Consider the following 13,298-nt stretch of genomic DNA (forward strand, 5'->3'; position numbering starts at 1 on the left):
CTCAGCCGCCCTCGATCTCCTCGCGCAGCATCTCCAGTTCCAGCCATTCGCTCTCGGCGGCGGCGTGCTCCGCCGCGGCGGCCTCCAGGCGTTTCGTCGCCGCCCGGAAGCGTTCCGGATCCTGCGTGAACAGTCTCCGGTCGGCGAGCTCCGCCTCCAGCCGCTGCATCTCCCCTTCCAGCTCCGCGATGCGGTCCGGCAGGGTCTCGAGGGCGTATTTCTGCTTGTATGAGAGCTTCCGGACCGCCGGTTTGCGCGACTTCTGCGCAGGCTTCGTCTTCCCCGCCCCGTCCGGCTTCCGGGCCGCTGCCTCCGCCGCCGCTTCCTTCGCCGCCCCGGCGCGTTGCCGCATCATGTCGCTGTAGCCGCCGGCATAGACCGTCCAGCGGCCGTCGCCCTCGAAGGCGACGGTGGCGGTGACGCAACGGTCGAGGAAATCGCGGTCGTGGCTGACCAGCAGGATGGTGCCGCCATAGTCGGCCAGCAGTTCCTGCAGCAGGTCCAGGGTTTCGATGTCGAGGTCGTTGGTCGGCTCGTCGAGCACCAGCAGGTTGGACGGCCGGGCCAGCGCCCGGGCCAGCATCAGCCGCCCGCGCTCGCCGCCCGACAAGGCCGAGATCGCCGTCGGCCGCTGCTTCGGGTCGAACAGGAAGTCCTTCATGTAGCCGATGACATGGCGCTGCTCGCCGCCCACGGCGACCATGTCGCCGCCGCCGCCGGTCAGCGCGTCGCCCAGCGACATCTTCGGGTCCAGGCTCTCGCGCCGCTGGTCCAGGGTCGCGATCTCCAGGTTGGTGCCGCGCGCGATCCGGCCCTCGTCTGGCTCCAGGTCGCCCAGCAGCAGCTTGAGCAGCGTCGTCTTGCCGGCGCCGTTGGGCCCGACAATGCCGATCCGGTCGCCGCGCAGGATGCGGAGGCTGAAATCCCGGATCACCGTCCTGTCCCCGAAGCTCTTCGAGACGTGTTCGGCCTCGATCACGCGCTTGCCGGACTTCGCCGCCTCGGACGCGGCCATCTCCACCCGGCCCTGGGCCTTGTCGTAGTTGCGGCGCTCCGAGCGGAGGTCGTGCAGCGCGCGGAGCCGGCCCATGTTGCGCTTGCGCCGGGCGGTGACCCCCTTGTGCAGCCACTCGGTCTCCGAGGCGATCTTGCGGTCCAGCTTGTGCAGCCGCTCCTCCTCGGCGGCGATCTCGGCGTCGCGCCATTCCTCGAAATGGGCGAAGCCGCGCTCCAGCCGCCGCGTCGCCCCGCGGTCCAGCCAGACCGTCGCCGCCGTCAGGTTCTGCAGGAAGCGCCGGTCATGGCTTATCAGCACGATCGCCGATGCCGAGCCCGCCAGTTCCGCCTCCAGCCATTCGATCGCCGGCAGGTCGAGATGGTTGGTCGGCTCGTCCAGCAGCAGGATATCCGGTGCCGGGGCCAGCGCCCGGGCCAGCGCCGCGCGGCGCGCCTCGCCGCCCGACAGCGTCGCCGGATCCTCGTCGCCCGTGAGGCCGAGGTTCTCGACCAGGTAGCGGGCGCGATGCTCGTCGTCGCCCGGCGCGAGGCCGGCCATGACGAAACTGCTGACCCGCGCGTGGCCGGTCAGATCGGGCTCCTGCGGCAGATAGCGGATGGTGGCGCCCGGCTGGCGGAAGATCTCGCCATCGTCGGGGTCGACCACGCCGGCGGCGATCTTCAGCAGCGTCGACTTGCCGGAGCCGTTGCGCCCGACCAGCGCGATCCGCTCGCCCGGACTGACGGCGAGTTCCGCCCCGTCCAGCGTGGGCTTGCCGCCGAAGGTCAGATGAATGTCGCGCAGATGCAGGACGGGGGGCATGGAGTATACTCTTTATCGTTGCTAACGGCTTGGAATTGGGTTCGCCGCGTAACGATGTGTAGCAACTTGCGCGTAACGGGAAGTCCTTGAATAGGTCTGCCCTCCAGATATGGTTGTCCAATGACCTAAAGCCAGTAGGATAGCGAAAATCCCAATCTTGTGTTGACAAGACAGACTCAAGGCATTCGGATTCCCAATTATGATCAAAGACGGTTCACATGCATCTGACACTACTTTAGCCCGTTGTAAATGTTCAATACGGCACAAAATGGAATATTGATGTGGCAGACGCGGAATTCTCAATATCTGGTCAAGTCTCGGTTTTGGAAAGATACTATAGCTCTAGACTTGGAATATCAAGTGCAACTGTCTCAATAACCGCAGCGACTAATCTTTATATCCAAGAACTATGCGCCAAGGCTGGGTGGAAATTGGAAATAAAAAATTCAACACGGGCACTTATTTCGAATACAGAAGAGAGCGTGAATTTAATATGGGAGCTCTACAGGGAGAGGATAACATTTACAATTAACGGCCATGAACAACTTGGCTCCAGTTTAACTATTGAGATTGAAAATTCGATAAAAAATCCGGAACAATTGCCGAAAATTAATACAAAAAGTAAGGAAAAATTAGAGCCATCAGGCACTAAACACAATTTTCTTTTTGTTCCTCAGGTTATTGCCTATGCAGTATGGGCAGTAGTTGGACTACTAATATGGATTCCAATACTAATTCGATCGAATATCATTGCCAGCAGTGCACTAATGTTATCTGCATTTTCCGAAATAGATAAGAAATGGATATATCGTATGCTGAATTACTCAAATACATTCTATATTGCTGGATTTAGGAGTATACTATATGCTGCTGATGGAAATGTCGCCAGTGAAATAAAATCAGAATCACTGGAAAAAGCTTTATTGAAATTTTGTCTCGAATGCGGATTTGCGATAGTGTTCTATTCCGTGACAATCAAGATTATATTTTGAAATTCACTGCTCCGACAACGCCGACCAGCGCGATCCGCTCGCCCGGACTGACAGCCAGCTCCGCCCCGTCCAGCGCGGGCTTGCCGCCGAAGGTCAGATGAATGTCGCGCAGATGCAGGACGGGGGGCATCGGGTACCTTTCGTGTCATGCCAGCCCGGGGCGGGCATCCGGCAATCTGATCGGCCTGCGGCGACGGGCGAGATGTGCGGCCCCGCGTCAAGAGGTCCCGGCTCTCCGCTGCGCTTCGGCGGGGATGACACCGTGGGAGGTCCGCCCCTCGATGTCATCCCGGCCAAGCCGAGCAGAGCGAGGCGCGAGCCGGGACCTGCCGTGTCGGAAGTCAACAGGCGCGCGGGCCAGCCAGGCCATCCCCCGCGCGCCTGCCGGTCTAGCCGACCAGCTTCTTGTACTTGATCCGGTGCGGCTGGTCGGCGTCGTCGCCGAAGCGGCGTTTCCGGTCGGCCTCGTAATCCTCGAAATTGCCCTCGAACCATTCGACGTGGCTGTCGCCCTCGAAGGCCAGGATATGGGTGGCGATGCGGTCCAGGAAGAAGCGGTCATGGCTGATGATCAGGGCCGAGCCGGCAAAGCTTTCCAGCGCCTCCTCCAGCGCGCGCAGGGTCTCCACGTCCAGGTCGTTGGTGGGCTCGTCGAGCAGCAGCACGTTGGCGCCGGACTTCAGCATCTTGGCGAGATGGACGCGGTTGCGCTCGCCGCCCGATAGCTGGCCGACCTTCTTCTGCTGGTCGGCGCCCTTGAAGTTGAAGCTGCCGACATAGGCGCGCGAGGGCACGGTGCGCTTGCCCAGCTCGATCACGTCGGTGCCGCCCGAGATCTCCTCCCAGACGTTCTTGCTGTCGTCCAGGCTCTGGCGCGACTGGTCGACATAGCCGAGTTCGACGGTTTCGCCGACCTTGATGGTGCCCGAATCCGGCTCTTCCTGCCCGGCGAGCATGCGGAACAGCGTCGTCTTGCCGGCGCCGTTGGGGCCGATGATGCCGACGATGGCGCCGGGCGGAATCTTCGCCGTGAAGCCGTCGATCAGCAGCTTGTCGCCGAACGCCTTCGAGACGTTCTCGAACTCCACGACATTGCCGCCCAGCCGCGGGCCGGGCGGGATGTAGATCTGCATCTCCGAACGGCGCTTCTCGGTGTCGGCCGACAGCAGCTCCTCATAGGCGGTGACGCGCGCCTTGGATTTGGCCTGGCGCGCGCGGGGGCTCTGGCGGATCCATTCGAGTTCCCGCGACAGCGTGCGCTGACGGGAGGCGTCCTCGCGCTCCTCCTGCCGCAGGCGCTTCTCCTTCTGCTCCAGCCAGCCCGAGTAGTTGCCCTGGAAGGGGATGCCCTTGCCGCGGTCGAGCTCCAGGATCCAGCCGGCGACATTGTCCAGGAAGTAGCGGTCATGGGTGACGGCGACGACGGTGCCGGGATACTCGTCCAGGAACCGCTCCAGCCAGAGCACGCTCTCGGCATCCAGATGGTTGGTCGGCTCGTCGAGCAGCAGCATGTCGGGCTTCGACAGCAGCAGCCGCGCCAGCGCCACGCGGCGGCGCTCGCCGCCCGACAGCTTCGCGACGTCCCCGTCGCCGGGCGGGCAGCGCAGCGCGTCCATGGCGATCTCGACCTCGCGGTCCAGATCCCACAGGTTCCGGGCGTCGATCTCCTCCTGCAGCTTCCCCTGCTCCTCGATCAGGGCGTTCATCTCGTCGTCGTCCATGAGTTCGGCGAACTTCATGGAGATCTCGTTGTAGCGGTCGAGGATCGCCTGCTTCTCGGCCACCCCGTCCATCACGTTGCCGAGCACGTCCTTCGTCTCGTCCAGCTCCGGCTCCTGATGCAGATAGCCGACCTTCAGGCCGTCGGCCGCCCATGCCTCGCCGTTGTACTCGGTGATCTCGCCGGCCATGATCTTCAGCAGCGTCGACTTGCCGGAGCCGTTGACGCCGAGCACGCCGATCTTGGCGCCGGGCAGATAGGACAGGTGGATGTCCTTGAGCACCGTCTTGCCGCCCGGCCAGGTCTTGGTCAGACCCTGCATGGTGTAGACGTACTGATAGTTCGCCATTCGCGCTCTCGTCGTCCTTCGTCGGAAGTTCTCGGGAATTCGGAAGGCCGCGTTTTAACGGAAGGGCCGGGGCGGGGCAATCGGCGCGCTCAGCGCCGGCCGAAATCGCTGACCACCATGATCATGTCGACCGTCTCGCCGTCCGAGGACAGCGGCATGTCCAGGTTCTCGGAGCGCAGATAGCTGCGGTCGCCGGCGGGGGCGACGCCGAGGGTGCGCACCGGTCCGCGCGTCCGCATCGCGGCGGCGGGGCCGGTCGCCAGGATATCGGCGATCTCCGGCGGGTAGAGTTCGTCCCAGTACCGCCCGGTCGAGTCGCGGCCCATCATCTCGGTGACATGGGTGCCGATCAGCCGCCAGCGCAGACGAAGCCGCGGCGCATGCTCCACGTCGATCAGCAGCAGGTGCCGCAACAGGAACCCCGGCATCGCCGTGGGGTCCAGATCGCGGCGCGCCGGCATCTCGCGTTCCCCGCGGGCGTTGCGCCAGGCGGCCAGACCCGCCCGGAGCGCGTCGCTGCGGATATCGTCGACAGGCGCGAGCTCCATCCGGAACCAGTTCGGGAAATGGCGGTCTGGAGCGGGAGTCATCGGGTCCTCGTCACAACCTGATGGACCGGAGGTCGGTGGCGACCAGAATCTTGTCGACGCGCCGGCCGTCGTCGGAAAGCGGCATGTGGAGGTTTTCCGAGCGCAGATAGCTGCGTTCGTCAACCGGCGCCTGGCCCACGGTGCGTACGGGGCGGCGGTTGGCCAGCACCCAGCGCGGGCCGGTGGTGATGGATGTCAGCGTCCCCGCGTCGTAGATCTCGTCGAACCAGCGCCCGGTCATGTCGCGGCCCAGCATGGTCGTCACATGGGTGCCGATCAGCCGCCAGCGGAAACGCGGCTCCGCCCCCGCCCCGGCGTCGACGTCGATCAGCAGGATGTGGGGCAGCAGGGCGCGCGGCGTCTCCGCCGGGTCGAAGTCGCGGCGCGCCGGCATCTGCCGCGGGCCGCGCAGCGCCTCCCAGAGCCGCAGGGCCTCGGCCAGGACCGGGCTCACGACCGCCAACTCCGGGTCCAGTTCCACCCGGAAGACCGCCGGCAGCGGCATCGGTTCGGGGCCGCTCATGACTGCTGCCCGTCGGGTGCGGGGCTGTAGAAATGGCAGGCGCCCAGGATCATGTCGACGCGCTCGCCGTCCGACGACAGCGGCATGTCGACCGCCTCCACCAGCAGGAAGGAGCGTTCCTCGCTGGGCGCGCGGGCGCGCGTGAAACAGGGCCGGCGCGTCTCGATCGCGGTCCGCATGCCGCCGACGACCAGTTCCATCTCGCGTTCGTGGTAGATCTCGTCGAACCAGCGCCCGCTCGAATCCCGGCCCATGGCCGTGGTGACATGGGTGCCGAGCAGCCGCCAGCGGAAACGCGGCGACGGCGTCTGGCCGTAGGCGACGTCGACCAGCATCATGTGCGGCAGCAGCCGCCGCGGGGCCTCCACGGGATCGAAGTCCCGCCGGGACGGCATCGGCCGGTCGCCGCGCAGGCGGTCCCAAAGGGCGCGCGCCTCCAGCAGCAGCGGACTCTCGACTTCGGACTCCTCGACCGCCACGATCCGGAACGCACCGGTGCGGCTATCGATGAAACTGTTCATGCTACCCCCGGAAGGCAGACGGCCCCCTGTTCCATGAATCCGCCAAAGCGACCTCGCCGTCAATGGCGGCACGGTGGGCGGTTCCCGGGGTCGGCGGAACTCAGCTTTCCAGGTCCAGCCTGGCGCTGTTGGCGATGCGCTTCACCGCAGGCGCATGCAGGTCGAAGAAGTGCAGTCTGGGAGCCTGGTAAAGCACCATGTAGAGACGCTCGCCGATCATCGCGCCGATGACGAGGCCACGGACCTCCAGTTGCTCGACGGTAACCATTTCGACCTCGAAGCCGAAGCCACGCCGGTCGAGAAAGGTCTCCGGACGAAGACCGGTCGCGCGGATGCGCGGCGCCTGGGTAACCTTCGCCAGCGTGCTCTCGACCAGTTCCATCACGCCGCTCTCGGTCATGCCGGCGCGGTAGAGCGGCAGATCATCGTCCACGTTCTCCTTGCCGGTCTTCAGAATTGGCGTCTGCGGCTGGATCCCGTCGAAGAACAGGAGCTGATTGACGCTCAGACCGTCGGCCGTCCAGCGGGCCGACGCCCCGTTCAGCGGCACGGCATAGGAGGACACCGCAGCCCAGTCGCCGACCACCTGGACCGTCATGTTGTCGCCGACGTCGGCGCGACGGTTCTTGTCGATGGACTGGTAGGTGCCGCATGCGGCCAGCAGGGCGAGAGCGGCGGCCGCGAGGGCCAGCCGGATGGATCCTGTCATGTCTGGGCTCCGAGATAGGAACGTATCATCAGGTTGTCTTCCGCCGCCGGGGCCAGTTCGAGATAGCGCCGGAAGGCGTCGGCGGCGCTGCCGTGGCGGCCGGCACGCCGGTGCAGGATGCCAAGTCCCCGCCAGGCGCGGGCATGCCCCGGATCGAAGCCGAGGGCGCGGCCATAGGCGTTCGTGGCCAGGAACTCATCCCGCGGGCCGTTGCGCCGGCGGTAGACTTCGGCCTCGTAGTAGTGGACGTCCGGATCGTTGGGGAAGACACGCTTCATCCGGTCGACAATGACCAGCGTGCGGTCGAACTGGTGAAGGCGCAGTTCGCTCTGCATCAGCCGGTCGCGGATAACGGCGAGCGCCATGTGATAGTCGGCCTCGCCATAGCGCTGGCCGTCGACCAGGTGCTGCCGGGCCTTGACCGCGAGTGCGCGGATCCGGCTGTCCGGCGTCGGATGGGAAGCGGTCCAGACCGCCTTCTTCTCGCGCCACTCCTCCCGCTCGTCTTCATCCAGGCCGGCGTCCAGCTCTTCCACCAGCCCCTGCCAGACACTGGCGGCCGCGAAGGGCGCGTAACCGGCCCGGGTCATCAGCTCCAGGCCAAGTTCGTCCGCCTCCGCCTCCTGTTCACGGCTGAAGCTGGAAATGTTGGCCTGGGCAATGAGATAGGGCAGGCGCGCAGCCTCGCCGCCGCCGGCGCCGGCGATCAGCACGGCGGCAAAGGCCGCGAACGCCGCCTGGTTGGTCCTGTTCTCCATCTGCTGCAGCGAATGGCGGCGGATATAGTGACCCAGTTCGTGGCCGATCACCGCCGCCAGCTCGGCCTCGCTCTGGCAGCGGAGCAGCAACCCGGACCAGATCTGCATCATGCCGTTCGGCGCCATCGAGGCGTTGAAGTAAGGCGTTTCCACCAGGTAGACGCGGATATCCGGGCAGAGGTCGCCTGCCAGACGGCAGGCGATACGCTGGACGTAGTCGTTCAGCCGGGCATCGCGGATTCGAAGCGGCGAATGCCGGGTGCTCGCCTCGATGTCCTCCATTTCCTTCCAGATCCCGCCTTCCAGCGAGTTCGCCTGCGGCTGATGGCCGGCGGTGACGTCCCGCCGCGCCTGGCTTGTCACGCATCCGCCCAGCGCGATGGCCCCGCAGCCGCACAGTCCGTGCAGAACCTGCCGGCGGGTCAGCGCCGCGGACATCAGCTTTCCGGCAGGCCAGCGAAGAGCTGGTCTACGGCGGCCTGAGCGGCTTCCGGGCTGCGCAGGTCGCCGGTACCGCGCAGCAGGGTCCCGAACCAGACGATCTGGCCGGTTTCAAGATCCACAAGAGACGCGTAGCCGAGCTGCTGGCCGCCATTGGCGCTGATGCCGAACAGGACGCTGGTCAGCAGATTGAGGGCCACCCGTCCGGCGGAGGAGTAGCTGTCCCGCATGGTCACGAACAGCCCGTAGCGTGCACCCGTAAGCTGGCCCACGGCGTTGGCGTGCGGTCCGATGGACCAGTCGAACGGGCCTTCCTTGGTCGGCGGCCGCAGTTCCGGAATGCGGCGCTGGACCAGTATCTCGTTGCCGACCAGCGAATGCAGCTTGACCACCTGAGTCATGGTCTGCTGCTGCCCGGACGGCAGGCTCTCGACATTGAACGCGACCAGCTCGAGCTTCCGCGACGCCTTCACGTTCTCGATCGCGTCGCGGACGTGGCCTTCCGCGGCCTCGGTCCAGTCTGCCCGGGGCTCCAGCACACCGCCGGCCGTGAGCAGATAGAGATTGATGTCCAGCGGCATCAGCGCGATGCGGGTCTGGCCCGGCCGGAAATCGACGCCCTGTTCGCTGACCTGACTTGTGGAAGCGCAGGCCGCCACCACGAAAAGCAGCGCCGCCACGACGCCCAAACGAATACTGCGCTTCACGAACCCCTCCGAAGCGATCACCGGCCCCCCGACCGACTTCAGGGTACCAGCGGCGCCGACTTTCGCAACCTGCAATGAGTAGCGCGTGGCCGGCCCATGGCGGCAGGGCGCAGGAACGGGTACCTTCCCGCTGCGCACGGACCAGGGAGAGACGTCATGGATCGCGACAATCTCGAGCGGCTCAGGGCGAAATACGCCGACGCCAGGGGCGGCGACATCTTCGATCCGGAACTGAGGCGGGCGGCGGAGATCGTCTTCGCCGATCCGCAGCGGCGCAAGCCGCCCTATGCGGGCATCCCCACCCTGCTGGACGCGCCGATCGCCGGCAGCCTGGACGGCCTCGACATCGCCCTGATCGGCGTGCCCATGGATCTCGGCGTCACCAACCGGCCCGGCGCCCGCTTCGGCCCGCGGGCGGTGCGCGACATCGAACGCATCGGCCCCTATCACCACGTGCTGCGCCGCGCACCCTTCGCCGAGGCGAAGGTGGCCGACACCGGCGATGTCGACTTCCGCAGCCGCTTCAGCCTGGAGATGTGCATCGAGGACATCGAGGCGCATTACCGCAAGGTCCGCGACGCCGGCGTGCGGCCGCTCTCGGTCGGCGGGGACCACTCCATTACCTACCCGATCATGAAGGCGCTGGGCGACGGCCGGCCGCTGGGCATGGTCCATATCGACGCCCATTGCGACACCGGCGGCGAGTACGACTATTCGAAGTTCCACCATGGCGGGCCCTTCCGCCAGGCGGTGCTGGCGGGCGTGCTGGACCCCGAGCGCACGATCCAGATCGGCATCCGCGGCTCCTCGGAGATCATCTGGGAGTTCTCGTACGACGCCGGCATGACCGTGCTGCACATCGAGGACGTGACCGCGATGGGCCCGGAAGCCGTGGCGGCGAAGGCGCGCGAGGTGGTGGGCGGCGGCCCGGTCTATGTCAGCTTCGACGTCGACGGGCTCGATCCCGTCTACGCGCCGGGCACCGGCACGCCGGAGGTCGGCGGCCTGACCCCGCGCGAGGCCCAGGCGATCCTGCGCGGCCTGGACGGGCTCGACATCGTCGGCGGCGACGTGGTCGAGATCGCGCCGCAATATGACCCATCCACCAACACCGCGCTGACGGGCGGGCAGATGCTGTTCGAGATCCTCACCCTGATGGCGCGGCCCGCCTGAGCGCCGACACGCCGGGTGCCGAGGTGCGCCATTGTGCGCCAGAGTCCGGCGATCCGGATTGGGCGACACTCCGTAGCGGGGTCACGCGAGGGGCGGCGGCCCGCGCCACCGACCGGGAGGGAATTCATGTCGAGCGAGAACCTGCACGCGCCGCGCGAGCGGCTGTCGAAAGAGACCCTGCACATGCACCACGCCATCGTCTCCCTGATGGAGGAGATGGAGGCGGTCGACTGGTACCGCCAGCGCGCCGACGACTGCGACGACGAGCAGCTGAAGGAAATCCTGCTCCACAACATGCGCGAGGAGATGGAGCACGCCGCCATGGTCCTCGAGTGGATCCGCCGCAACTCCAAGGACTTCGACGCCAATCTGCGCGAGTTCCTGTTCAAGGACGGCGAGATTTCGGACCACTGATCCCGCCATGGCCGAGACCGCCGTCCAGCGCGCCTACGCTGTCCTGACGTCGGAAGACGAGGGCCGGGTCTGCCGCGACATCCCCGAAAGCGCCTGCAACGCGCAGCCCGAGAACTTCATGCGCCACGTCATCAGTCTGGCGGCGACCAAGCTGGGCGACGGGCTGATCGACCCCAAGCTGGTGCTGGCCTGGCTGATGGGCGCGCTGGGCGCGCCGGTCTATCTGATCGGCTTCCTGGTGCCGATCCGGGAGGCGGGCGCCCTGCTGCCGCAGCTTTTCATCGCCGCGCGCATCCGCTCCCTGCCGCAGCGCAAGTGGGTCTGGGCCGGCGGCTCGCTGGTCCAGGGCGCAGCAGTGACCGGGATCGGCCTGGCGGCGCTGACGCTGGAGGGCGCAGCCGCCGGCTGGGCCATCGTCGGCCTGCTCGCGGTCTTCGCCCTGGCCCGCAGCGCCTGCTCGGTGAGCTACAAGGACGTGCTGGGCAAGACGGTTTCCAAGTCGACGCGCGGCACCGCGACCGGCACGGCCGGCAGCCTCGCCTCAGCGGGCGTGCTGGCCTTCGGGCTGCTGCTGGGTGCCGGAATACTGCCCAAGAACGTCGAGGTCATCGCCGTGGTGCTGTTCGTCGCCGGCGGGCTCTGGATCGCCGCCGCCGGCGTCTTCACGACCCTGAAGGAAGAGCCCGGGGCGACCGAGGGCGGCGGCAATCCCTTCCGGGTGGCGATCGCGCAGTTCGGCCTGCTGCGCACGGACGGGCAGCTGGTGCGGTTCATCGTCGTCCGCGCGCTGCTGATCGCCACGGCGCTGGCGCCGCCCTATCTGCTGGCGCTGGCCGGCGCGGCGGAGGAGTCCGGCGGCCTGGGCGGCCTCGGCCTGTTCCTGATCGCCTCCTCGGCGGCAGCGATCCTGGGCGGCTATGTCTGGGGCCGCGCCTCGGACCGCTCCAGCCGCAAGGTGCTGATCGCCGCCGGACTGCTGGCGGCGCTGGCCTTCGTGCTCGCGGTGCTCCTCGACCGCACCGGCGGGGAGATCGACAAGGCCGGCTGGGTGCTGCCGGCGCTGCTGTTCTTGCTGCAGCTCGCCTATCAGGGCGTGCGGCTGGCGCGGGCGACGCATCTGACCGACATGGCCGGCCGCGACAGCCGCGCGGCCTACACGGCCCTCTCCAACACCATCATCGGCGTGTTATTGCTGGCGGGCGCGGGCGTCGGCTTCCTCGCCTCGGCCTTCGGCGAGGCGGCGGTGCTGGCCCTGTTCGCGGCAATGTGCGTCGCGGCCTCGGTGGTCGCGCTTGGCCTTGAGGAGGTGCAGAAGGAATGAGGGCGACTGGTCTGGCGAAATGGGGCGCCGCGGCGGCGCTTCTGGCGCTCGCGGCGGCCTGTGAGCCCGAAGTGGGCAGCGACGAATGGTGCGCCGGGATGGAGGAAAAGCCGAAGGGCGAATGGACGCTCAACGAGACCGCCGAGTTCACGAAGAACTGCATCATCAAGATGCCGAAGGAATGACGGCGGCGTCCGGCCAGAGCCATTGAACGAGGCTCGGGCGCGCCTTGGCGAATCCGCACGGGAACCCAATTGGAGTCCGATGTCTTTTCTGTCACGCATCGCCGCCCTTCTGACGGGCCTTCTGCTGCTCGCCGCCTGCGCCGAACAGGGCGCCGGCGACGGCCGCGGCGCCGGATCCGAAGCTGCGCTGCCGCCGCTGCTCAACGTGCAGGAGAGCGGCCGCCGCGCACACCCGCTGATCGGGCGCATCTGGATTCCCGGCGAAGGCCGGGAGGCCAGCGAGGCGGAGCTGGCGCGCCATATCGCCGGCACGCGCTTCGTCCTGATCGGTGAGAAGCACGACAATCCCGACCACCACCGCCTGCAGGCCGGCATACTGGCCGAGCTCGTGCGCGCCGACCGGCGGCCCGCCGTGGTCTGGGAGATGATCGACTTCGCCCGCGAAGATGCGCTGCAGGCCTATCTGGCCCGCCCCGGCGCCGACGCCGCCGGCCTTGGCGACGCCGTGGGCTGGGCCGAATCCGGCTGGCCCGAATGGGAAACCTACCGCCCCATCGCGGAGGTGGCGATGGCCGCCGGCCTGCCGCAGCACGCCGCCAACTTCGACCGCGCCACCGTGGGCCGGCTGATGCGCGACGGGCTGTCGGCCCTGACCGATCCCGTGACCGCACGGCTGCTGCGCGTCGCGCCCTGGAGCCAGCGCGAGGAAACAGCGCTCAACCTCGATCTGGTGGAGGGCCATTGCGGCGTCATGCCCGAACGCATGCTGGCGCCCATGAACCGCATCCAGCGCAGCCGCGACGCCGCCATGGCCGCCGCGCTGCTGCAGGCCGACGCCGGCGATGGCGCGGTGCTGATCGCCGGCAACGGCCATGTCCGCGCCGACCGGGGCGTGCCGATCTATCTCGGCACCAACCCGGACGCGGTGAGCATCGGCCTGATCGAGGCCGTTCCCGGCGAAACCGCGGCCGCCGCCTATGTCGACAATGCCCGCCAGTTCGACTTCGTGATCTTCACCGCCCTGACCCCCAGCCCCGACCGCTGCGCGGGCTTCAGCTTCGGCAGGGAATAGCGAC

At 67.0% G+C, this 13,298-nt stretch carries 15 protein-coding genes; 6 read left to right on the forward strand and 9 right to left on the reverse strand.

Annotated features, from left to right (window positions below; all coding sequences use genetic code 11):
- Position 1: 1 nt before the first annotated feature.
- On the reverse strand, positions 2–1,819 hold the full coding sequence (locus CWC60_RS00265; protein ID WP_109792058.1) for an ABC-F family ATP-binding cassette domain-containing protein: 1,818 nt from the start codon (positions 1,817–1,819) through the stop codon (positions 2–4).
- Between the two features lie 281 nt (positions 1,820–2,100).
- Between CWC60_RS00265 and CWC60_RS23165 the strand changes: the two genes are divergently transcribed.
- Positions 2,101–2,811 carry a hypothetical protein gene (locus tag CWC60_RS23165; protein WP_125182693.1) on the forward strand — a complete coding sequence of 237 codons (711 nt, stop codon included), beginning with the start codon at positions 2,101–2,103 and terminating at the stop codon, positions 2,809–2,811.
- On the opposite strand, the gene CWC60_RS23400 is transcribed toward CWC60_RS23165, so the two are convergent.
- From CWC60_RS23400 to CWC60_RS00300, 8 genes are all read right to left on the reverse strand, one after another.
- Positions 2,801–2,941 carry a hypothetical protein gene (locus CWC60_RS23400; RefSeq protein WP_164516285.1) on the reverse strand — a complete coding sequence of 47 codons (141 nt, stop codon included), beginning with the start codon at positions 2,939–2,941 and terminating at the stop codon, positions 2,801–2,803. The two genes, CWC60_RS23165 and CWC60_RS23400, sit on opposite strands and share 11 nt — an antisense overlap.
- A gap of 259 nt (positions 2,942–3,200) precedes the next feature.
- A complete protein-coding gene (ettA, locus tag CWC60_RS00270) occupies positions 3,201–4,880 on the reverse strand; it encodes an energy-dependent translational throttle protein EttA (RefSeq protein ID WP_109792059.1) in 1,680 nt (559 codons plus the stop codon).
- Positions 4,881–4,969: 89 nt separating this feature from the next.
- The gene (locus CWC60_RS00275; RefSeq protein WP_109792060.1) at positions 4,970–5,470 is read right to left on the reverse strand and encodes a PAS domain-containing protein; all 501 of its coding nucleotides are present in this window, start codon (positions 5,468–5,470) and stop codon (positions 4,970–4,972) included.
- A 10-nt stretch (positions 5,471–5,480) separates the two neighbouring features.
- Entirely contained in the window at positions 5,481–5,993 is a 513-nt protein-coding gene (locus tag CWC60_RS00280; RefSeq protein WP_109792061.1) for a PAS domain-containing protein, read from the reverse strand.
- The gene (locus CWC60_RS00285; protein ID WP_109792062.1) at positions 5,990–6,514 is read right to left on the reverse strand and encodes a PAS domain-containing protein; all 525 of its coding nucleotides are present in this window, start codon (positions 6,512–6,514) and stop codon (positions 5,990–5,992) included. Before CWC60_RS00285 ends, CWC60_RS00280 begins: the two co-directional genes overlap by 4 nt.
- Before the next feature lie 100 nt (positions 6,515–6,614).
- Positions 6,615–7,223, reverse strand: coding sequence for a hypothetical protein (locus tag CWC60_RS00290; protein ID WP_109792063.1), 609 nt, complete (start codon positions 7,221–7,223; stop codon positions 6,615–6,617).
- Positions 7,220–8,419, reverse strand: a complete 1,200-nt coding sequence (locus CWC60_RS00295) for a M48 family metallopeptidase (RefSeq protein ID WP_109792064.1) — start codon at positions 8,417–8,419, stop codon at positions 7,220–7,222. The genes CWC60_RS00290 and CWC60_RS00295 overlap by 4 nt, the downstream gene beginning before the upstream one ends.
- A complete protein-coding gene (locus CWC60_RS00300) occupies positions 8,419–9,129 on the reverse strand; it encodes a hypothetical protein (RefSeq protein WP_125182694.1) in 711 nt (236 codons plus the stop codon). Before CWC60_RS00300 ends, CWC60_RS00295 begins: the two co-directional genes overlap by 1 nt.
- 156 nt (positions 9,130–9,285) lie before the next feature.
- Here CWC60_RS00300 and speB point away from each other — a divergent pair, with 156 nt between their 5' ends.
- The 5 genes from speB (at position 9,286) to CWC60_RS00325 (ending at position 13,294) form a co-directional block, all read left to right on the forward strand.
- Positions 9,286–10,302 carry an agmatinase gene (gene speB / locus CWC60_RS00305; protein ID WP_109792066.1) on the forward strand — a complete coding sequence of 339 codons (1,017 nt, stop codon included), beginning with the start codon at positions 9,286–9,288 and terminating at the stop codon, positions 10,300–10,302.
- A gap of 126 nt (positions 10,303–10,428) precedes the next feature.
- Entirely contained in the window at positions 10,429–10,716 is a 288-nt protein-coding gene (locus CWC60_RS00310; protein ID WP_109792067.1) for a ferritin family protein, read from the forward strand.
- Positions 10,717–10,723: 7 nt separating this feature from the next.
- Positions 10,724–12,037, forward strand: coding sequence for an MFS transporter (locus CWC60_RS00315; RefSeq protein ID WP_109792068.1), 1,314 nt, complete (start codon positions 10,724–10,726; stop codon positions 12,035–12,037).
- Positions 12,034–12,222 (forward strand): DUF3012 domain-containing protein, encoded by a 189-nt coding sequence (locus tag CWC60_RS00320; protein ID WP_109792069.1) that lies wholly within the window; start codon positions 12,034–12,036, stop codon positions 12,220–12,222. Before CWC60_RS00315 ends, CWC60_RS00320 begins: the two co-directional genes overlap by 4 nt.
- A gap of 79 nt (positions 12,223–12,301) precedes the next feature.
- Complete coding sequence (locus CWC60_RS00325; RefSeq protein WP_109792070.1) at positions 12,302–13,294, forward strand: ChaN family lipoprotein; 993 nt, start codon at positions 12,302–12,304, stop codon at positions 13,292–13,294.
- Positions 13,295–13,298: the final 4 nt, after the last annotated feature.

It is taken from the genome of Minwuia thermotolerans (assembly GCF_002924445.1).
Lineage (GTDB): Bacteria > Pseudomonadota > Alphaproteobacteria > Minwuiales > Minwuiaceae > Minwuia > Minwuia thermotolerans.